The organism is Actinomadura sp. 9N215, assembly GCF_044326345.1.
In the GTDB taxonomy this organism is placed as follows: Bacteria; Actinomycetota; Actinomycetes; order Streptosporangiales; family Streptosporangiaceae; genus Spirillospora.
The window spans coordinates 192,305-213,804 of the sequence record NZ_JBIRBA010000009.1 but is presented as its reverse complement, the minus strand read 5'-3'; the positions used below and the strand labels follow the sequence as shown (position 1 = coordinate 213,804).

Genomic DNA, 21,500 nt, shown 5'->3' with positions numbered 1-21,500 from the left:
CCGTGCGCTCCGGCCGGTCCGCGCGCTGTCAGCCCTGCGCGTCAAAGCGCGGGAACGCCGCCGCGCCGGCGTAGCGGGCGGCGTCGTCCAGCAGCTCCTCGATGCGCAGCAGCTGGTTGTACTTCGCGACGCGGTCGCTGCGGGCGGGCGCGCCGGTCTTGATCTGCCCGCAGTTGGTCGCGACGGCCAGGTCGGCGATCGTGGTGTCCTCCGTCTCGCCGGAGCGGTGGCTCATCATGCAGCGGTAGCCGCTGGTCTGCGCGAGCGAGACGGCGTCGAGGGTCTCGCTGAGCGTGCCGATCTGGTTGACCTTGACCAGCAGCGCGTTCGCGGCCCGGGCCCTGATGCCGCGGGCCAGCCGCTCGGGGTTGGTGACGAACAGGTCGTCGCCGACGATCTGGACGCGGTCGCCGACGGCCGCGGTGAGGCCCTCCCAGCCGGGCCAGTCCTCCTCGTCGAGCGGGTCCTCGATGGAGACGAGGGGGTACTCGCTGATCAGCTCGCCGTAGTAGGCGGCCATGTCGTCGGCGGTGCGCTTGGCGCCCTCGAAGGTGTACTGCCCGCCGGCGTGGAACTCGGTGGCGGCGACGTCCAGGGCGAGCGCGATGTCGCGGCCCGGGGTGAAGCCCGCCTTGCGGATCGCCTCCATGATCAGGTCGAGCGCGTCGCGGTTGCTCGGCAGGTCGGGCGCGAAGCCGCCCTCGTCGCCGAGGCCGGTGTTGAGGCCCTTGGACTTCAGCACCGACTTCAGCGCGTGGTAGGTCTCGGCGCCCCAGCGCAGCGCCTCCGCGAAGGTCGCCGCGCCGATCGGCGCGATCATGAACTCCTGGACGTCGACGTTCGTGTCGGCGTGCGCGCCGCCGTTCAGGATGTTCATCATCGGGACGGGCAGCAGGTGCGCGTTCGGGCCGCCGACGTAGCGGAACAGCGGCAGCCCGGCGGAGTCGGCGGCGGCCTTGGCGACGGCCAGGCTGACGCCGAGGATCGCGTTGGCGCCGAGCGCCGACTTGGCCGGTGTGCCGTCCAGGTCGACCAGCATCTGGTCGATCAGCCGCTGGTCGGACGCCGGGTAGCCGACGAGCTTCTCGTCGATGGTCTCGTTGACGGCCCGGACGGCGTTCCGGACGCCCTTCCCGCCGTAGCGCTCGCCGCCGTCCCGCAGCTCGACCGCCTCGAACTGGCCGGTGGAGGCCCCGCTCGGCACGGCCGCGTGCGCCTCGGTCCCATCGGCGAGCAGCACCTCGACCTCGACGGTCGGATTGCCGCGGGAGTCCAGAATCTCCCGGGCGAGTACGGCCTCGATCGACGACACGGGGAACCCCCTGATGATGCGTGTGTCTGTGCGACTGGTCCGCGCACAGCGGTCTTGTATCTCGGTCCTGGGTGCAGGCACCGAGCCTAGCCGGGCGGCCCGCGCGCCGCCGAACGGGCTCGCCGTCCGCCGCGCGACGCCGTACAAATCGGACGATCCAGGAACATCAGCGACACCTCCCGGCTGAACGATCTTTTACCCGTCCACCACGGTCGCGTTTGCCCTGTTCCGGCAAGAAAGACCTGGTACTGGCAGGAGCGTCCCCGGGAGGTCGTCATACGTGTCCGGCAGAGGCGGTTCCGGCCGGGGCGCTCCCGGCCCGGACGCCCTTGGCCCGGGCGTTCCCGGCCCAAGCGCTCCCCGCCCGGGCGTTCCCGGCCCGGCTGGCCCGCCACGGGCCTGAGCGGCTGGATCTGGCGGGCCGTGCTGCGCCACCCGAAGATCCGGCTGCGGGTGACGCTGACCTCGACGCTGGTCGCCTTCGTCCTGATCTCGGTGATGGCGGGGCTGGTGCTGGCGGGCAGCAGGCAGCAGACGTTCGAGGACACCGTCCAGGACATCTCGCAGGACGGCCGCCGCGTGGCGACCTTGGCCGAGGCCGGCGGCCTGGCGCCCGAGCTCGGCGGCAGCGGCGGCGACCTGCTCCAGGTCGTGGACTCCGAGAACCGGGTGATCGCGGCGTCCCCGCGGATGCGCGGCCGGCCGCCCGTGCAGTTCCCGCCTCCCCCGCCGTTCGACGACCGCCGGGAGGGCCGGAGCTGCAACGTCGACGGGCCGGGCGGGCGCTGCTTCCTCGTCGTCGAGTACCGCGTGGGGGTGGGACGGTCCGCCAAGTTCATCTTCTCGCTGGCGCCCGAGCCCGGGCTCGTGCCGCAGCCGAAGCTCGCCCTGCTCCTGCTGATGGGCATCGTGACCGGCACCTCCATCGTCGGCACCGGGACGTGGCGGTCGGTGGGCCGCACCCTGCGCCCGGTGGACGACATCCGCCGGGAACTGGACGAGATCACCGCGACGGACCTGGAGCGCCGCGTGCCGCAGCCGTCCCGCCGCGACGAGGTGGGCCTGCTCGCCATGAGCATCAACGCGACGCTGGACCGGCTGGAGCGGGCGGTGGCGCGGCAGCGCGCGTTCGTCATCGACGTGTCCCACGAGCTGCGCAGCCCGCTCGCCGCGCTGCGGATGGAGCTGGAGCTGGCCATGTCGGCCCCGGACGAGACCGACGTGCGCGAAACGCTCCAGGCCGTCCTGATCAACACCGACCGGGTGTCGGCGGTGGTGGACGACCTGCTGGCGCTGTCCCGCCTGGAGGCCGACAAGAACTTCCCGCGCGAGCCGGTGGACCTGACCGAGCTGGCGGACCAGGAGGTGCTGCGCCGCCCGTTCCGCACCCAGGTGACCGTCCTGGCGGAGGGAGCGGTGACGGTGAACGGCGGCCGCGGCGAGCTGTCCCGGCTGCTGACGAACCTCATGGACAACGCCGACCGGCACGCGGCGTCCGAGGTGACGGTCATCATCGGCATGGAGCAGCCGTCCACCGCGGTGGTCGAGGTGATCGACGACGGCACCGGTGTCGCGCCGAAGGACCGGGAGCGGGTGTTCGAGCGCTTCGCGCGGCTGGCGGAGGGGCGGCACCGCGACGCCGGCGGCACCGGCCTCGGCCTCGCGATCTCCCGTGACATCGCCGAGGCGCACAGCGGCTCGCTGGTCCTCACCGACCGCGTGGACGGCCTCCCCGGCGCCCGGTTCGTCCTGCGCCTCCCCCGCTGAGGGCGGGCCGGTCCTGGAGCCGGGCCGTCAGGCCTCAGCGCAGGTCAGGCAGGCCTCGGCGCAGGTCAGGCAGGCCTCGGCGCAGGTCAGGCAGGCCTCGGCGCAGGTCAGGCAGGCCTCAGCGCAGGTCAGGCAGGAGGACGCGGGTCAGGTCAGGCCGAGTTCGGTGCGGAGGCGGTCGCGTTCGTACTCCAGCAGCTCGATCTGGCCCTCCAGCTCCTCCCGGGCGGCGAGGTACTGCCCGGAGTCGACGTTGTCCCCGGCGTCGGCGGGCGGCGGGGTGAGGTCGGCGCGGAGCCGGTCGAGGGACTCGTCGATGTCGCGGAGCCGGGCGTGCCGGTCGTCCTCGCCGGACCGGTCACTGTCGCCCTGACCCATGCTGCTCTGGTTCATGTGTTCCTCCTGTGGGTCTGCATGCCCGTGGCAGGACGGTTCACCCGCGCCCGGAGATCAGATGCGGATCACGGTCTTGCCGCGCGCGCCGCCCGCCCGGTTGGCGGCCAGGGCGTCGGGCGCGTCCTCCAGCGGCACCTCGCGCTCGACGCGGACGCGGAGATCGCTCGCGTCGACGAGGTCGGAGAGCCGGTCGAGCACGTCCGGCGAGAGGCCGCCGTCCACGTTGACGCCGCGCAGGCCTTTGGCCTCCATGGAGTCGGGGTTCACGGCCCAGACCGAGCTGGCGTACGTCCCGCCCGGCCGCAGGAGCTGCGCGATGTCCTCGGTGGCGGGGGTGTCGCTGACCACGTCGAGGACGGCGTCGATCCCGTCGTTGTGGACGGCCAGCACCCGCGCGTTGAGGTCGTCGTCCGCGGAGTCGCCGTTGCGGGAGTAGGCGACGGTCTCGTCCGCGCCGAGGCGGCGCATCGTCCCGGCCATGTCGTCGCGGGCGGTGGCGATGACCTTGGCGCCGGCCAGGGACGCGAGCTGCACCATGCCCTGCCCGACGCCGCCGGTCGCCCCGACGACGAGGACGGTCTGCCCCGCGTCGACGCGCGCCTCGTCCACCATCGCCAGCGCGGCCGCGCTCGCGGTCGGCACCGCCGCGGCCTGCGTGTAGATCATCCCTTCCGGCATCTTGGCGACCGGCCCGTCGTCGCGGGTGATGGCGTACTCGGCGAACGCGCCGAGGCCCCGCTTGATCGAGCCGAACGCGCCGTAGACCTGCTCGCCGTGCCGCAGCCGGGTCACGCCCGGGCCGACGTCCTCCACGACGCCGGCGCCGTCCACGCCCAGGATCAGCGGGAACGACGTGTCGACCGAATCCTTGACCATGCCGTCGGCGAGCTTCCAGTCGAACGGGTTCAGCCCGGCCGCGATCATCTTGACGAGGATCTCCCCGGGGCCAGGCTCCGGGCGCGGCAGGCTCATCAGCGCCGGTGTGGCGCCGTACTCGGACACGGCGATGGCTCGCATGACGATCGTCCCCCCGAACGGATTCGCAGCGGTTCACGCGGGTGAACCCGACCGGTGATCTACCCGGAGATCGTCCGGTCACACGGATCCGCAGGTCAGGGCGGTGTCAGCTGGCCGCGGTCGCCGTCCGGGACGGTCGGGAACGTCGGCGGCGGGGTGATCGGCGGGATCGGCGGATGCTGGTCGCCGCCACCGCCGTCGTCGCCGCCGGGACCCGGGCCCTTGCTGACGTGCAGCGTGATGGTCTCCTCGGGCTCGGCGGAGCCGGGGCCCGGCGACATCTCGGCGACGGTGCCCTTCTTGTACTCGCGGGACTTGACGGGCTTGCCGACGCGGGTCTTGAAGCCGGCGTCGCGGAGCTTCTCGATGGCCTCGTCCGGCTTCATGCCGCGGACGTCGGGAACCTTGACCTTCTCCTCGCCCGACCCCTTGCTGAAGAATCGCGACGGCGGCCGGTCGAACGAGGTCGCCGACGTGCCGGACAGCGCGCCGAGCATGCTCTGCTTCCAGATCGGCGCGGGGATCGTCGCGCCGAACACGGTGCCGTAGCAGCGGCCGTCCATGCACAGGCCGTCCATCGGGTACCGGTAGCCGCCGCGCGGGTCGCCGACCCAGACGGCGGCGGCGAGGTCCGGCGTGTACCCGGCGAACCAGGCGGCGGAGAAGTCGTCGACCGTGCCGGTCTTCCCGGCGGCGTCGCGGCCGAGGCCCATCCCGCGGGCCGTGCCCTTGGTGAGGACGCCGGTCAGCACGTGGTTGACGGCGTCCGCGACGCCCTTGTCCATGACCTGGTCGCATTCGCGCGGAGGCACCTTGTGCCTGCGTCCGGTCGCGTCAGTGATCGCCTTGATGGCGATCGGCTTGCAGTACTTGCCGCGCGCGCCGAACGCCGCGTACGCCGCCGCGAGCCGCAGCGGCGAGACGGGGTTGGAGCCGAGCGTGAACGACGGGACCTGCTCCAGCCGCTCCCCGTCCGACTTCCGCATCCCGAGCCGTTCGGCCATCTTGACGGTGTCGCAGAGGCCGACCTCCTTCTCCAGCGCGAGGAAGAAGGTGTTGACGGAGTGCTGGGTGCCGGTGACGATGCTGAACTGCTTACCGCCCTCGCCGTCGGCGGCGTTGCCCAGCGACACCGAAGGGTCGCCGACGCGCTGCCCCTTGCAGTTGCGGTAGCCGACGGGCGTGTACTCGCGCGGAGCCATCAGCCTGGTGCCGAACGGCATGCCCTCGTCCAGCGCGGCGGCCAGCGTGAACACCTTGAACGTCGACCCGGCCTGCATGCCGATGCTGGAGCCGTGGCTGGCGTCGGCGGCGAAGTTGATCCAGGTCTTGCCGCGTTCCTTGTCGGGCCCGAGCGCGCGGTCGACGACCATCGCCTTGATCTCGCCGGTGCCCGGCTCGACCATCGCCTCCGCCGCCGCCTTGCGCGCGGAGTTCCTGGGCGGGACGTGCTCGTTCACGGCGCGCTGCGCGGCCTTCTGCGCCCGCCGGTCCATGGTGGTGCGGATCGTGAGGCCGCCCCGCTTGAGGAGCTTCTCCCGTTCCACCGCCGTCTTGCCGAACACCTCGTTGGTGAGGATCTCCCGCTGGACGTAGTCGCAGAAGAACGGCGCCTTGCTGGTGACGCAGCCGCTCTTGACGTCGTCCACGTTCAGCCTGATCGGGAGGCGCGCGGTGGCGTCCGCCGTGGCGCGGTCGATCCAGCCGAGCTCGGCCATCCGGTTCAGGACGATGTTGCGGCGCTGCCGGGCCGCGCCGGGATGCTGCGTCGGGTCGTAGGCGTACGGGTAGCGGATGACGCCGGCGAGCAGCGTCGCCTCGGCCAGGGTCAGCTCGGACGCGTGCTTGGAGAAGTAGTGCCGGGACGCCGCCTCGATGCCGTAGGCGCCGTCGCCGTAGTAGGCGATGTTGAGGTAGCGGCGCAGGATCTCGTCCTTGGTGAACCGCTTCTCCAGCGCGACCGCGTACCGGAGCTCGCGGATCTTGCGCGCCGCCGTCACCTCCTGCGCCTCGGCCCGCTCGTCGGCCGAGTCCGCCTGGGTGATCAGCAGGTTCTTGACGTACTGCTGCGTGATGCCGGACCCGCCCTGCGTGACCTGGCCGTGGCCGAGGTTGCTCGCGAGCGCCCGCAGCGTGCCCTGCGCGTCGATGGCGCCGTGGTTGTAGAAGCGGCTGTCCTCGATGGCCAGCACCGCGATCCGGAGGACGGGCGCGATCTTCTCCAGCGGGACGTCGACCCGGTTCTGGTAGAAGAACGTGGCGATGGTGCGGCCTTCGGCGTCGAGGATCGTGGACCGCTGCGGGACGCCGGACGTGCTGAGCCCCTCCGGCTCCTTCAGGAACCAGTCCGCGGCGTCGCGGGCGCCGATCCCGGCGGCGCAGGTGGTGGGGAGCAGCATCAGCGCGACCAGGCCGCCCGCGAGGCCGCCTAACGTGAACAGGCCGCGAAGCGCGCGGGCCTTCTCGGCGCGGGTCGTGGACGCGGTGAAGACGCGGCGGGGCCGGCGCCGCGGCGCCAGGGCACCATCGTCCATCGGGACGCCCTGTGCTACAGCGGGCTCCTCTGAGTCACCATCAGCCCCAGCCGACACGCGCTCAGAGTAGACGCGCCTCCCCGGCCGTACTACCCCATCGGCGATATTCGGGTAGATACCTCGCGAATCAGTCTCGCCGTTGTCGGGGTCATCGCCGGTCTTGCCGTTCCCACGCTCGGACACGATCGCGGAATACCCGCGATACCGCCCGCAACTCGGCTTCCGGGTCAAGGCCGACGTCGGCCGCCTCCCGGACGAGCGCGAAAAGCCGTCCGCCCACGTCGCTCCCGGCCGCCTCGCCACCCGCCAGACCAGCACCCGCCAGATCACCACCGGGCAGATCGGCGCCGGTGAGATCGGTGCCCGTCCGGCCGGCGGCGGCCGGATCGGCGACGGTCAGGTCGTCCGCGAGCGCGGACGGGGCGTCGATGCGCGCCGCGCGGCGCTGGAGCTGCGCGGCGAGCGACAGCGCGGGCTGCCCCATCGGGACGCCGTCGAGGGCCGACGCGTCCTCCCCGCTCTTCTCCGCCCGCTCGGCCGCCTTGATCTGCTCCCAGTTGGCGTTGACCTCGTCGGCGCCGGAGACGGTCACGTCCCCGAACACGTGCGGATGGCGCCGGACGAGCTTGTCCACGATCGCGCCCGCCACGTCGTCGATGGTGAACGCGGTCTCGTCGTCGCGTTCGGCGGCGACCACCGAGTGGAACGCCACCTGCATCAGCACGTCGCCGAGCTCCTCGCGCAGCGCGCCGTAGTCGCCCGACTCGATGGTGTCGAGGACCTCGTACGCCTCCTCCAGCAGGTACGGGACGAGCGTGGCGTGCGTCTGCTTGCGGTCCCACGGGCATTCGCGGCGCAGCGTGTCCATGACGGAGACGAGGTCGAGCAGCCGGGCGCCTGGCAGGTCGTACGACCCGTGCAGCACCTCCACGTCCAGCGGGTCGTCCACCACCAGGTGGCCGATCTCGCGCATCAGCGACTCGTCGCCCTCCGGCGCCGCGATCCACAGGACGTCCGCGCGGCGCGCGTCCGCGACCAGCCGGGCGGCGTCGGGCGCGTCCACCGTCTCGGGGACGATCCCGGCGTCGCCCAGGGACGGCAGCAGCGGATGCCCCGCCCGGGCGCGGACGGCCGACGCCGACCGGAGCGCGTCCCACGCGCGCCAGGTCAGCAGGCCCGGCGCCACCCGGTGCGTGGTCGCGAGCAGTGTCAGGCTCATGCGCCCCGGGTACCCGAATCAGGGCTGGACAGCCGGAACGTGACCGGCCCGACCTCGAACTTGCCCGGGTCGTAGGTCCCGTAGCGCGGGTTGACCTCGACGTCCATGCGGTCGGCCGTGCTCCGGAACGTCTCTTGCCAGCGGTTCTCGGCCTGGAGCGTCGCCGGGCCCTGCGGGTTGTTCGGGTCGGCGCCGAACGACCGCATCACCGCGCCCTGCGCAGCGAAGAGCCGCGCGAGGTCGCGGGTGTGCTCGCGGGGCAGCCCGTTCGCCAGCGTGATCGAGTCGGCCCCGCCGGGCAGCTTCCGCTGCGCGACCTCCTCGTTCATCCCCGCGACGACGGCGTCGACCTGCGCCCCGGTGACCGTCACCTTCGCCCGCTCGGCGACCTCGTCGACGACCCGGAAGTGGATCAGCAGGGTCAGCGCGCCCTGCAGGTCGGACTCGGAGTCAGCGGCGAGCTGCGGGCCGGCCGGGTTGGCGCGCAGCTGGTTGGCCGTGGGGTCGGCCCTGAACTGCTCCCGCCAGTCGCGGACGGTCTGGCTCAGCGAGGTGACGGTGATGCGGTTGTCGCCGACGATCGCGGCGGCGCCGACCTTCGGCGAGTCGCCGCAGCCGGTCAGCGCGCCGGCCGCGACCACGGCGGCCACGGCCGCCGCCGCGGCCTTCACGGATCTACCGTGCACGGAAACCTCGTCTCATCGTGGTCGATCGGCTGTTGATCACCTGGGGGTCGCGCCAGACTACCGGTTGCCGCCGGGTACCACGGGCTCCAGGGGACGCCCCCGGATCAGACCTCAGCCGGGGCCACGGGTCGTGCGGCCGGAGGCGCCCCGCGCCGGAGGTCGCACGGCCCGCCGGTCGGCGGGCCGTTTCGCGAGACGCGTCAGCGGCTCGGGAAACGGTTCGCCGACCGTGGCGGGGGTTCCAGGGGGTCGCCCCCCTGGGTGAACAGGGCCTGGACTAGGTCGGTTGCCCAGTGCAGTAGTTCCTGATCGCGGAGCGGACGGCCGCCGAGCTGCGCGGTCTTCGGCGTCGGGACGAGCAGGGTGTCGGTCGCCGGCTTGAGGATGCTCTTCGGGTACAGCCGCTGGAGCCTGACCTGCTTGGAGTCGGGCAGGCGCACCGGCGTGAACTTGATGAAGGTGCCCTGGACGGTCACGTCGCTGAGCCCGGCGCGGCGCGCCCTCGTCCGGAACCGCGCCACTTCGAGGAGGTTCAGCACCGGGACGGGCAGGGGCCCGAACCGGTCCTTCAGCTCGTCGTGGACGGCGCCGATCTCGTCCTCGGACGTGATCGCGGCGATGCGGCGGTAGGCGTCCAGCCGGAGCCGTTCGCCCGGGACGTACTCGTGCGGAAGGTGCGCGTCGACGGGCAGCTCGACCTTCGTCTCGACGGCCTCCGGTTCGCGGCCGCCCTCCTTCAGGTCCCGGACCGCCTCCCCGACCATCCGGACGTACAGGTCGAACCCGACGCCCGCGACGTGCCCGGACTGCTCCGCGCCGAGGATGTTGCCCGCGCCGCGGATCTCCAGGTCCTTCATCGCGACGTACATGCCGGCGCCGATCTCGGTGTGCTGCGCGAGGGTCGCGAGCCGCTCGTGCGCGGTCTCGGTCAGCGGCTGTTCCGGCTGGTAGAGGAAGTACGAGTAGGCGCGCTCGCGGCCGCGTCCGACGCGTCCGCGGAGCTGGTGGAGCTGCGACAGGCCGTACATGTCGGCGCGGTCGACGATGAGCGTGTTGGCGTTGGGCACGTCCAGCCCCGACTCGACGATGGTCGTCGCGACCAGGACGTCGTAGTTCCTCTCCCAGAAGTCGACCATGACCTTTTCGAGCTCGTGCTCGTTCATCTGGCCGTGCGCGATGCCGATCCGCGCCTCCGGGACGAGCTTCGCCAGGTTCGCCGCCACCTTGTTGATCGACCGGACCCGGTTGTGCACGAAGAACACCTGGCCCTCGCGCAGCAGCTCGCGCCGGATCGCCGCCGCGATCTGCTTCTCCTCGTACGGGCCGACGAACGTCAGGACGGGATGCCGCTCCTCAGGCGGCGTCAGGATCGTCGACATCTCCCGGATGCCGGTCAGGCCCATCTCCAGCGTCCGCGGGATCGGCGTCGCGGACATCGCGAGGACGTCGACCTGCGTCCTGAGCCGCTTCAGCTCCTCCTTGTGCTCGACGCCGAACCGCTGCTCCTCGTCGATGACGACCAGCCCGAGGTTCTTGAACCGGGTCTGCGACGACAGGATCCGGTGCGTGCCGACGATGACGTCGACGGTGCCGTCGGCCATGCCGCGCAGCGTCTCGCCGATCTCCCTGTCGGACTGGAACCGGCTGATCGGCTTCACCACCACGGGGAACGCCGCGAACCGCTCGGTGAACGTCGACATGTGCTGCTGCACCAGCAGCGTCGTCGGGACCAGCACCGCGACCTGCTTGCCGTCCTGGACGGCCTTGAACGCCGCCCGCACCGCGATCTCCGTCTTGCCGTAGCCGACGTCGCCGCAGATCAGCCGGTCCATCGGGACGGGCTTCTCCATGTCGAGCTTGACCTCGTCGATGGCGGCGAGCTGGTCGGGCGTCTCCACGTACGGGAACGCGTCCTCCAGCTCCCGCTGCCACGGGGTGTCGGCGCCGAACGGGTGGCCGGGGCTCGCCATCCGCGCCGAGTACAGCCGGATCAGCTCCCCGGCGATCTGCTTGACCGCCTTGCGGGCGCGGGACTTGGCCTTCTGCCAGTCGGCGCCGCCGAGCCGGTGCAGGCTCGGCGCCTCGCCGCCGACGTAGCGGGTCAGCTCTTCGAGCTGGTCGGTCGGGACGAACAGCCGGTCGCTCTTGGCGTACTCCAGGATCAGGTACTCGCGGGTGGCGCCCTGGACCGTCCGGCTGACCATCTCCACGTACCGGCCGACGCCGTGCTGCTCGTGCACCACGTAGTCGCCCGCCTTGAGCTGCAGCGGGTCGATGCCGCCGCGCCGCCGCGACGGCATCCGCCGCGCGTCCTTGGTGGACGACTTCTGCCCGGACAGGTCGGTCTCGGTCAGCACCGCCAGCCTGACCGACTCCCAGGTGAACCCGCTCTCCAGCAGCCCTGTCGTGACGGTGACGACCCGCGGGTCGGGCGGTCCGGCGAGGTCGGCGAGCCGCGCGCCGATCCCCTCCTCCCCCACGAGCTGGACGAGGCGCTCCGCCGGGCCGTGCCCGGCGGTGACCATCACGACGCGCCAGCCGCCGTCGATCCAGCCCTTGAGGTCGCCGACGACGCGCATCGTGTCGCCCCGGTACGCCTCAGCGGGCTGCACGCCGAGGTTGAGGGCGTCCCCCTCGGGGTTGAGGGCTGTCACGCTCCAGCGGGGCAGGCCCAGCTCCGTGCTGTGCGCGCGGACCTCCTCCAGCGACCGGAACGCCGCCGCGCCCAGGTCGATCGGCGCCTCTCCCCCGGCCGCGGCGTTGACCCAGCTCGCCTCCAGGAACTCCTGGCTCGTCCGGACGAGCTCCTCCGCCCGGGTGCGGATCCGCTCCGGCTCGCACACCAGCAGCGCGGACCCGTCCGGCAGCAGGTCGGTCAGCAGCTCCATGCTGTCGGCGAGGACGGGCGAGAACGCCTCCATGCCCTCGACGGTGTCGCCGTCGGCGATCCGGCCGAGGATCTCCTCAAGGGCCGGGTGCTCCTCGGCCAGCAGCTTCGCGCGCTCGCGGACGTCCTGCGTCAGCGGCAGCTCGCGGCACGGCGGCGCCCACAGCCCGGCCTGCGCGACCTCCAGCGAACGCTGGTCGGCGGCCTTGAAGTAGCGGATCTCCTCGACGGTGTCGCCCCAGAACTCCACCCGGAGCGGGTGCTCCTCGGTCGGCGGGAACACGTCCAGGATCCCGCCGCGCACCGCGATCTCGCCGCGCTTCTCCACCAGGTCGACGCGGTGGTACCCGGCGTCGACGAGGCTGCGGACGGCGTCGTCCATGTCGGCGTCCTCGCCGGAGACCAGCCGGACCGGCTCCAGGTCGGCGAGACCGGACACGATCGGCTGCAGCACCGCCCGGATCGGCGTCACGACGACGTCCAGCACACCGCCCTTGACCGCACTGCCCGCCTCCTCCTCGGTGGGCGGACCGCCCGCCCCCGGGTGGACGAGCCGTCGCAGCACGGCGATGCGCTGCCCGACCGTGTCGGAGCGCGGCGACAGCTTCTCGTGCGGCAGCGTCTCCCACGCCGGGAAGTGCGCGACGCGGTCGGGCGCGAGCAGGCTCGTCAGCGCCGCCGTCAGGTCTTCGGCCTCGCGTCCCGTGGCGGTCACCGCGAGCACGACCCCGCCGCCCGGCTCGGCGCCGGAGCCGGGGCCGGGGCCGCTGACGCGGCGGGCGAGCGCCGCCGCCAGGATCGGCCACAGGGAGGACGGCGCGACGATCTCCTGATCCGTCCGCGCCGTCGTGAGAGCGCGCTCCAACCCGGGATCGGTGCACGCGAGATCAACAAGTCCAGAAAGCGTCATCATCGCCGTTTCGTCAGCCGGAGCAGGGCAGCCCGAAAACCCGGAAATCCCACACGGATCCCGGTACCGCGTTCCAGGGTACGCGCCGCGGCGCCCTCTCGTTCAGGCTGCGCCGCAGCTCACAGACGGGACGAGGACGGCGACGCAGCGCGACACGGCCATTACCAAGAATAGGCAAATAGCGGACGGACCGCAGTCAGGCGATTACGCTGCGATACCGTGACCGATCTGCGTACGCCGCCGGTCAACGACGGCGATCTCTTCTCAGAACGCGCTCGTCAGTACGCCCTAGAGAAGCCCCTGCAGCGGATCCACATCCTGGAAGCGGGCTGCGGCTGGGGCACGGGCTTGGACCTCGGCGACCGCGAACACCACGTCACGGGCGTCGACATGGAGTCCCCCGAGCTGCGCGCCTACACCTGCGAGCGGCCCGACCTGGACACCTGGCATCTCGGCGACCTGCGGACCGTGCCGCTGCCGCCGCGCGCGTACGACGTCGTCCACGCCTCGTACCTGATCGAGCGCGTCCCGCACGCCGAGCTGGTCCTCGACCGGTTCGTCGCGGCGCTGAAGCCCGGCGGGCTGCTGCTGGTCCACCTGCGCGACCGCAACACCGCGTTCGGCTTCCTCGACCGGACGCTCCCGCGGTGGCTGCACACCTCCGGCCGCCGGCGGCGCAGGCGGGCCCACGGCGTCCGCCCTGGACGCGGCCCGGGCGGCGCCCACGCCCGCGTCCCGTATCCGGCCGGCGGCGACGCGTCCGGCACGGAATCCGGCCGAGAGGACGGCGCGGCGACGGCCACGGAGCTGACCCCGCGGCCGGTGGTCCGGACGAGCCCGCCGCCGGCGGTCTACGACCGGGTCGCGTCGCGGTCGGGCATGCAGTGGTACTGCGTGATGCGCGGGCTGGTCGTCGCGGAGGAATACACCTCGCGGCAGGCCATCGCGGCCCTCGGGGCCGGAACCGGCCTCGCCGAGTTGCTTTGCCGGCTGGTGTCGGTGCTCAGCAGGGGCCGCCTCCCCGCGGACCACAGCGAGGTCACGTTCGTGATCCGCAAGCCGGAGAACCGTTTCGCCAGGGTTATCTGACTCCCGCGTACGGGCGGGCGGTGGTGCGCGAGGCAGGCCGGACGCAGTATTTTTCCTGCGGAAACTCCTCCCACACGGTTCAGCCCGGCCGCCGCGCCTTCGCCACGGCGGCGACGCAAGATCGGAGATCGCGGTGACCGCCGAGCCCGGCCTGTCCGACACGCTGCGCGACCTGCCCGCCTGGACCCCGGGTCCGGTGGAGCTCGCCGACCTGGAGCTGATCCTGGCCGGCGCGTACCGGCCGCTGACCGGGTTCCTCGGCTCGTACGACACCGCCATGGTGATCGCGGGCGGACGGCTCGCGGATGGGACCCCGTGGCCGGTCCCGGTCACGCTGTCCGTCCCGAAGGAGCTGACCGGGCACGAGCGGGTCGTCCTTCAAGACCCGGAGGGCGTGCCGGTCGCGGTCCTGCGCGTCGCGGAGGCGTGGCAGGACCCGACGAGCCAGGGATGGCGGCTCGCCGGGCCGCTTGAGGCCCTCCGCGCTCCTGCGCACGGACCGTTCCACCGCCTGCGGCGCCGTCCCGACGAGCTCGACCTCGCCGAAGGGAACGTTCTCGCGGTGGCCACCCGCGTCCCGCTGCACCGCAAGCAGCTCGGGCAGCTGAGGCAGGTCGCCGAGCGGCTCGGCGCCCAGGTGATCGTCCTGCCGCTGCTGGGCGGCGAGCACGACGAGTCGCTGGTCCGGGCGCTGCTCGGCGTCCGCAAGGAGCTGCCGGACGGCGCGCGGATCATCCCCGTCCCGCTTCCGGCGCGCGGCGGAGTCGTGGGCGGCGCGCGGGAACGCGACCTCCTGCTGCACGCGCACGTCGCCGCCGCGTACGGCGCCACGCATCTGCTCTCCGAGCACGAGGTCGAGGACACCGCGATCCCCGTGGTCGTGCCGGAGCCGTGGGCCTACGACGCCGACGTCGAGGTCTGGCGGCCGGTCGCGCGCATCGAGCCCGACCACGTCCAGGCCGAGCTGACCCAGGAGCGGCTGAACGAGCTGCTGGACGCCGGCGAGCCTGTCCCCGACTGGTTCACCCCGCCCGCCGTCGCCGCCGAGCTGGCGCTGGCGCGCCCGCCGAAGCTGTCCCGCGGCATCACGGTGTTCTTCACGGGCCTGTCGGGCTCGGGGAAGTCGACGGTCGCGCGCGGCCTCGCCGACGCGCTGGTCGAGCGCGGCGGCCGGACGGTCACGCTGCTGGACGGCGACGTCGTGCGGCGGATGCTGTCGTCCGGCCTGACGTTCTCCCGCGCCGACCGCGACCTCAACATCCGGCGCATCGGGTTCGTCGCCGCCGAGATCACCCGGCACGGCGGCACGGCGATCTGCGCGCCGATCGCGCCGTACGCGGCGACCCGCGCGGAGGTCAGGCGGATGGTGTCCGCCGTCGGCGACTTCATCCTCGTGCACGTCGCGACGCCGCTGGAGGAGTGCGAGCGGCGCGACCGCAAGGGCCTGTACGCCAAGGCCCGCGCGGGTGTGATCCCCGAGTTCACCGGCATCTCCGACCCGTACGAGGAGCCGGCGGACGCCGACCTGACGCTCGACACGTCCCGGATGACGCCGGACGAGGCGGTCGCGAAGGTCCTCGACCTGCTGGTCGGCGGCGGCTGGGTACGCTCCGCGTAGACCTGGGTACGGAAAGGCGACAAATCCCGAACTAGGGGTTCGAAAGGGATACCAGGGTTAGCAGGTATGGATGACCTCCTTTACCCTGATGGACGAGTTTCCCGACAAACCAGGTAGGTCATGCCGATGGACTTCGATTGGACGATGGCGCTGGGCTCTTTCCTCGTCGCCATCATCGTCGGGCTGACCGGCATGGGCGGCGGCGCGCTGATGACGCCGATGCTCGTGACGTTCTTCGGGGTCAGCCCGCTCGCCGCCGTCTCCAGCGACCTGGTGGCCGCCGCCGTGATGAAGCCCGTCGGCAGCGCGGTGCACTACCGCCAGGGCACCATCGACATGCGGCTGGTCGGCTGGCTGTGCGCGGGCTCGGTGCCGGCGGCGTTCTCCGGCGTCCTGCTCGCGCGGGCGCTCGGCGACGGCGACCAGGTCGAGGACATCATCAGCAAGGCCATGGGCGTCGCCCTCATGATCGCCGCCATGGGCCTCGTCATGCGCGGCTACCTGTCCCGCCGCGCGGGCGGCGCCCCCGGCGCCACCGAAGAGAAGGACGGCGGGACGGCGTCGAGAGTGAAGGTGCGGCCGGTGCCGACCGTGCTGGTCGGCGTGATCGGCGGGCTCGTCGTCGGCATCACCTCGGTCGGCTCAGGCTCGCTCATCATCGTCGCGCTGCTGGCCCTCTACCCGGCGCTGAAGGCCAACCAACTCGTCGGCACCGACCTGCTCCAGGCCGTGCCGCTGGTGTTCGCGGCCGCAATCGGCCACCTACTGTTCGGCGACTTCAGGATGGAGGTCACCGCCGCGCTGCTCGTCGGCTCCGTCCCCGGCGTCTACCTCGGCTCGCGGATCTCCTCGCGCGCGCCCAGCGGCGTCATCCGGCGCATCCTGACGCTCGTCCTGGTCGCGTCGTCCCTGAAGATGTTCGGGCTCGGCGCCGTCCCGCTGGCCTGGACGCTCACCGCCCTCACCGCCGCCGCGGCCGCCGCATGGCTCGTCCTGCGCCGCCGCGCCGCCCGGACCCCCCTCCCCGCCACGGACACCGCGACCGCGTCGGCGGACGAACTCGTCCGCTGAGCCGCCCCGGGCCACCCCCGGGCGCACCCGGGCGCGCCCGCCGCCCTGGCCGGGCTGAGCACCGGAAATAGGGGGAAACGCGACCAGTAGCCCAGCGCGCACCAGTACGGTGGTCACCTATCCGTTCGTCTTGAACATCCCGCCCTGAGCAAGAAGGACCGTCATCCGTGATGCCGCACTCCATCCGGCGCGTCCAGGTCCAGCGAGTCCGTCGCCTGGCGCTCGCCGTTCTGGCCGCCTGCGCGACGCTGTTCGCCGCCCCCGGGCTGCCCGCCGCGCGGGCCGACGTGAACCCCGTCCAGCTCGCCGACGCGCTGGTGTCGTACAACTCGCTCTACGTGGCCTCCGGCACAGGGAAGTGGGACACCGATCCCACGCTCGACTACCTCCGCAAGACGATGGACGGCCAGAAGCTGCCCGTCTACGTCATGGTGCTGCCGAAGAGCAAGGACCTCCCGGACGCCGCGTCCCAGGACGCCCTGCTGAAGCAGGTCGCCGAGCAGGTGGGACGGTCGGGCACGTACGTGCTGCTCACCGGTAGCAGCCTGCGGGCCCACTCGACGTCCCTGAACCCGGCGACCACCACCCGGCTGGTCGAGCAGGCGCAGCGCCAGGGCGGGAAGAACCAGCTGAAGGCGATGGGGAATCTGATCAAGTCCGCCGGCAGCGCCCCGCAGGAGACGTCGGCCCCGGGCCGGGCCGCCAACGGAGGCCGCTACATCCCGCCCGTCAAGAAGGACGACTCGGGTTCGACCGGCATCCTGCTGATCGTGGCGGGGATCGTCGTGGTCGCCGCGCTCGCGGCGGCCGGCGCGGTGCTGCTCAGGCGGCGCAAGCGGGGCGGAGCGAACGCCGCGAAGCCCGGCAGGCACACCGGAAAGCCGACCCGGCCCGCGGCCGCCAAGCCCGGCACGCCCAACCCCACCGGCACGACCCCCGGCGGCCGCAACCCCGCCGCGCCCAACCCCGGCGACCCGACACCCGCGGGTACAGGCCCCGGCGGCGCGACGTCCGGCAACGCCACGCCCGGCGGCGCGATGCCCGGCAACGGAGCGTCCGGCAACGCGACGCCCGGCGGCGAGGTGAAGCCCAATGGCGCCAGGTCCGGCGGTGCGTCCCAGGGTGCCGGTCAACACGGAGGCACGCCCGCGCGGGACGCCACGACGCCCGAGAACAGGTGATCGTCACCGGCGCGTTCCCGAGCCCGAACAGCGTCCCCCGGTCGGGCTTCGTTCAATTCATGGCACCGGACGAGTCAAGGTAGTGTAACGTCGGCCGACACTGTCGCTCGGCCCGATGGCATCGTCCGCCGCCCGCCGACCGATGATCGAGGGAGACTCCACACCATGGATCCGTCATCCCGGCCGGACTCGATAGAGATCACCGACTATCCGGCGATCCTCCGCCGCCGCTGGCGGCTCGTGCTCCTCGCCACCGCCGCCGGCCTCGCCGCGGCGTTCGCCCTCGTGCTGGTGTCACCGAAGACCTACTCCTCCCAGGCGTCGATCCAGGTCACGGAGACCGGCGCCGACGAGGCCCCGTCCAACGCCCGCGGCACCGGGGGGGCCAACCTCGACACTGAGGCGCAGATCGTCAAGTCCACGGAGGTCGCGGCGCGGGCCAGGGAGCTGCTGAAGTCGTCGGAGAACCCGGGCGCGCTGGCCGACCGCGTCACGGTGACGGTGCCGCCAAACTCCAGCATCCTCACCATCGCCTACGACGGCCCCTCCGCCACGGAGGCCCGCGACGGCGCCCGCGCCTTCTCCCAGGCGTACCTGGACAACCGCGCGGCAAGCGCGCGCGGCAAGCTCGACGCCGACATCAAGAACGCCACCGAACGGCTCGACAAGCTGACCGCGCGGCTGCAGGAGGTCGTCGGCATGCTGCGGCTGACCACCAGGGGCACCGCGGCGAGGGCCAACGCGCAGAACCAGCAGCGAATCATCACCGGCGAGATCCAGGCGCTGAACGAGCGGCTGGCCTCGGCCAACATCAAGGCGAGCAACATCACGCCGGGCACGGTCATCACCGGCGCGTCCCTGCCCGACACGCCGTCCAACCCGAACCCGCGGCTCTACCTGCCCGCCGGGCTGATGGCCGGGCTCCTCTTCGGGCTGGTGATCGCGGTCCTGCGCGACCGGGCCGACAAGCACATCCGGCACCCGCAGGACATCGAGCGGACGACCGGGCTGCCGGTGCTGATGACGACGCCGTTCGGCCGCCGTGAGGCCACGCTCGACCTGCAGCTCGGCCGCAGCCGGATCGGGCAGAGCTTCAACCAGCTCGCGCACCTCGTCACCGCCACGCTCGGCCACGGCAACCACGTCATCCTCGTGACCGGGGCCGCGTCCGGCGTCGGTCCGGGCGTCGTCGCCGCCAACCTGGCCGCCGCGTTCGTGCGGACCGAGTCCAAGGTGATGCTGGTGTGCGCCAACCTCGACTCCAGCGCGTCCGCCGACCTGCTCGGCGTCCCGCCCGGCCCGGGTCTCGCCGAGGTGCTGCTGGAGCAGGAGGACCTCGCCAAGGTCGCGCGCGTCTCCCCGCGCGTCCCGAACCTCCGCGTGATCACCTCGGGCGTCGACGTCGACATGGCGTCCGAGCTGCTCCAACGGCAGAACATGGACCGGCTGATCGAGCGGCTGCGGCGGACGGTCGGCTACGTCATCATCGAGACCGCGTCCACCACCGTCAGCGCGGACGCGCAGGCCCTCGCCGACGCGGCGGACGCCGCGCTGGTCGTGGTGGAGATCCCGCTGACCAGGCATGACGACGTCGCGCTCGGGCTCAGGCAGCTGGAGCGGATGGGCACCGCGGTGCTCGGCGCCGTCGGTGTGCCCGAGCAGGGCGAGCCGAAGCCGTCCCCCCAGCCGCCGCAGCGGCGCCCCGCGCCCGCCGCGATGCGCCGTCCCGCCGCGGCCGCGCAGCCGGCGATCGAGCCCGGGCAGCCCGATGTCCGCGGCTCCACGCCCGGCGCGGGGCCGGGGCAGCCGGTCGTCGAACCGCGGCTCTCCCGCCGCCGGACGGCCGGCGGCCGCGAGCCCCGCGACGCCCGCGAGGCCCGTCCCGCCCGGGACCGGACGGAGAGCGACGACGAGCGGAAGCGCTTCGAGAACGGCGACACGCTCAGGTTCAAGCCCGCCGACGTGCTCGACAAGCCCATGGCGGACAAGCGCGTCGTCGAGAAGCCGTCGTCCGAGAAGCCGCCCCGGGACGCGTCCGCCCGCGAGACGCCGGCCGGTGAGAAGCCGCGCGGCGCGAAGCACGCCCCGGCCCGCGAGGATCGGCTCCCGGACGAGCTCGGCGGGGAGAAGACCAAGAGCATGCTCGAGGCGCTCGACCCGACGGCGTCGCCCAACGGGAAGACGCTCCCCGACACGACGTGGCGGCGCTAGCGGGCCGGGCCGTGCATCCGTCGTCCCGGGCCGGCCTCGCCGCCCCACCCGCAGCCACCCCGCCCGCAGCCGCCCGTCCCGCGGTCGCCTCACGTGCGGCTGCTCCTGCTGCGGCCGCTTCGCTCGCAGCCGCCTTCTCCTCGGCCGCCCCTGCCGCGGCCGCTTCGGTCGCGGCCGGGCTTCGCGCGGCCGCTCCTGTGCCGGTCGACCCGCGATGATCGTCGATCTGCCGCGGGAGGGCCGGACGTCGGCGCGGCCCCTGAGCTCGGTCCCGGAACCGGCCGCCGGGCGGCCCGGCCGCCCGCTGCCCGCCTGGCCGCTGTACGCGCTGTTCGCGATCTACCCGGTGTGGTGGGCGCTCGGCATGACGTCCATCATCTGGGGCGCCGCCGCGGTCCCGATGGCGTGGCTGCTGATGCGGCGGCGGCGGATCAAGGTCCCGCCCGGCTTCGGGATCTGGGTGCTGTTCCTGATCTGGGCCGCCGCCGGCGCCGCCTCGCTCGGCCTCGTCGCCCCCGGCACCATGCCGGACTCGGGCGGCTTCCTGGGCTTCGCCCAGCGCATCGTCCTGTACACCGCCGCCACGGTCATGTTCCTCTACATCGGGAACCTCACCGAGGAGCAGATGCCGCTGCGGAAGCTGGCGCGGCTGCTCGGCCTCCTCGGCATCGTGACGGTGATCGGCGGCGTGCTGGGCGTCCTGTTCCCCGAGGCGAGCTTCACCTCCCCGGTGGAGATGCTGCTGCCCAAGTCGTTCACGGGCAGCAAATGGGTCCAGGACATGGTCCATCCCGGCCTCGCGCAGGTGCAGGACGTGCTCGGCACGACGTCCAACGCGCGTCCCAAGGCGCCCTTCGAGTACACGAACATCTGGGGCAACAACCTCGTCGTCCTCATGGTGTGGGTGTTCGTCGGCTGGTGGTCCACCGGGTCCCGCGGCGCGAAATGGGCGGTGGCGGTGCTCGCGGTGGTCGCCGCCATCCCGACCGTCTACTCGCTGAACCGGGCGATGTGGCTGGGGATCGTGATCGCCGTCCTGTACGTCGCGTTCCGGCTGATGATGCAGGGTCGCCTGTTCGTGCTCGGGGCGCTGGCGCTCGGCCTGATCGTCGGGATGCTGGTGTTCGCGCTGTCCCCGCTGAGCACCATGGTCAAGGCGCGCGCCGAGCACGGGCACAGCGACAACATCCGCTCCACGCTGGCGCTGCGGTCGTGGGAGGCGGCGGTGAGCTCACCCGTCCTCGGCTACGGGTCGGGACGGGCGCTGCGCGGCAGCCCGTCGTCCATCGCCATCGGACGGACGCCGAGCTGCGAGCAGTGCGGCAACTCCACGGTCGGCAGCACCGGGCAGCTGTGGCTCCTCCTGATCTCCAACGGTTTCGTCGGGACGGCGCTGTTCTTCGGTTTCTTCCTGCATTCGCTGTGGCGCTACCGGCATGACCGAACCGCGTACGGCATCGGCGGCTCCCTCGTCGTGCTGCTGTCGTTCTGGTTCAGCACGGCCTACACGTCCGCGGGGTCGCCGCTGTCGCTGACCTTCGTGAGCCTTGCCCTGCTGTGGCGCAGCGACCAGGCGCGCCGACGACAAGAAGACGGGTGAAC

The 21,500-nt window shown here is 72.6% G+C and carries 14 protein-coding genes; 7 read left to right on the top strand and 7 right to left on the bottom strand.

The window, feature by feature from the left end; all coding sequences use genetic code 11:
- Positions 1 to 28: 28 nt before the first annotated feature.
- Positions 29 to 1,312, bottom strand: coding sequence for a phosphopyruvate hydratase (gene eno / locus ACH34T_RS17660; RefSeq protein ID WP_395993214.1), 1,284 nt, complete (start codon positions 1,310 to 1,312; stop codon positions 29 to 31).
- A 423-nt stretch (positions 1,313 to 1,735) separates the two neighbouring features.
- Between eno and ACH34T_RS17655 the strand changes: the two genes are divergently transcribed.
- Positions 1,736 to 3,079 (top strand): sensor histidine kinase, encoded by a 1,344-nt coding sequence (locus ACH34T_RS17655; RefSeq protein WP_395993213.1) that lies wholly within the window; start codon positions 1,736 to 1,738, stop codon positions 3,077 to 3,079.
- 147 nt (positions 3,080 to 3,226) lie between these two features.
- On the opposite strand, the gene ACH34T_RS17650 is transcribed toward ACH34T_RS17655, so the two are convergent.
- From ACH34T_RS17650 to mfd, 6 genes are all read right to left on the bottom strand, one after another.
- Positions 3,227 to 3,472: a hypothetical protein gene (locus tag ACH34T_RS17650; RefSeq protein WP_395993212.1), complete on the bottom strand. Its 246-nt coding sequence runs from the start codon at positions 3,470 to 3,472 to the stop codon at positions 3,227 to 3,229.
- A gap of 57 nt (positions 3,473 to 3,529) precedes the next feature.
- Positions 3,530 to 4,492, bottom strand: a complete 963-nt coding sequence (locus ACH34T_RS17645; RefSeq protein WP_395993211.1) for an NADP-dependent oxidoreductase — start codon at positions 4,490 to 4,492, stop codon at positions 3,530 to 3,532.
- A 95-nt stretch (positions 4,493 to 4,587) separates the two neighbouring features.
- On the bottom strand, positions 4,588 to 7,026 hold the full coding sequence (locus ACH34T_RS17640) for a penicillin-binding protein (protein ID WP_395993210.1): 2,439 nt from the start codon (positions 7,024 to 7,026) through the stop codon (positions 4,588 to 4,590).
- Positions 7,027 to 7,174: 148 nt separating this feature from the next.
- On the bottom strand, positions 7,175 to 8,245 hold the full coding sequence (locus ACH34T_RS17635) for a YabN family protein (RefSeq protein WP_395993209.1): 1,071 nt from the start codon (positions 8,243 to 8,245) through the stop codon (positions 7,175 to 7,177).
- Positions 8,242 to 8,931: a hypothetical protein gene (locus ACH34T_RS17630; RefSeq protein ID WP_395993208.1), complete on the bottom strand. Its 690-nt coding sequence runs from the start codon at positions 8,929 to 8,931 to the stop codon at positions 8,242 to 8,244. The genes ACH34T_RS17635 and ACH34T_RS17630 overlap by 4 nt, the downstream gene beginning before the upstream one ends.
- A gap of 200 nt (positions 8,932 to 9,131) precedes the next feature.
- The gene (mfd, locus tag ACH34T_RS17625; RefSeq protein WP_395993288.1) at positions 9,132 to 12,728 is read right to left on the bottom strand and encodes a transcription-repair coupling factor; all 3,597 of its coding nucleotides are present in this window, start codon (positions 12,726 to 12,728) and stop codon (positions 9,132 to 9,134) included.
- 219 nt (positions 12,729 to 12,947) lie between these two features.
- Between mfd and ACH34T_RS17620 the strand changes: the two genes are divergently transcribed.
- The 6 genes from ACH34T_RS17620 to ACH34T_RS17595 all read left to right on the top strand — a co-directional run bounded on the left by ACH34T_RS17620 (position 12,948) and on the right by ACH34T_RS17595 (position 21,498).
- Positions 12,948 to 13,817, top strand: coding sequence for a class I SAM-dependent methyltransferase (locus ACH34T_RS17620; RefSeq protein WP_395993207.1), 870 nt, complete (start codon positions 12,948 to 12,950; stop codon positions 13,815 to 13,817).
- A gap of 133 nt (positions 13,818 to 13,950) precedes the next feature.
- Complete coding sequence (gene cysC, locus ACH34T_RS17615) at positions 13,951 to 15,435, top strand: adenylyl-sulfate kinase (protein WP_395993206.1); 1,485 nt, start codon at positions 13,951 to 13,953, stop codon at positions 15,433 to 15,435.
- A 126-nt stretch (positions 15,436 to 15,561) separates the two neighbouring features.
- Positions 15,562 to 16,506, top strand: coding sequence for a sulfite exporter TauE/SafE family protein (locus ACH34T_RS17610; protein WP_395993205.1), 945 nt, complete (start codon positions 15,562 to 15,564; stop codon positions 16,504 to 16,506).
- A 170-nt stretch (positions 16,507 to 16,676) separates the two neighbouring features.
- Positions 16,677 to 17,687, top strand: coding sequence for a hypothetical protein (locus tag ACH34T_RS17605; RefSeq protein ID WP_395993204.1), 1,011 nt, complete (start codon positions 16,677 to 16,679; stop codon positions 17,685 to 17,687).
- Between the two features lie 165 nt (positions 17,688 to 17,852).
- Positions 17,853 to 19,898, top strand: a complete 2,046-nt coding sequence (locus tag ACH34T_RS17600) for a Wzz/FepE/Etk N-terminal domain-containing protein (protein ID WP_395993203.1) — start codon at positions 17,853 to 17,855, stop codon at positions 19,896 to 19,898.
- Between the two features lie 214 nt (positions 19,899 to 20,112).
- Positions 20,113 to 21,498, top strand: coding sequence for an O-antigen ligase family protein (locus tag ACH34T_RS17595; RefSeq protein WP_395993202.1), 1,386 nt, complete (start codon positions 20,113 to 20,115; stop codon positions 21,496 to 21,498).
- Positions 21,499 to 21,500 lie beyond the last annotated feature (2 nt).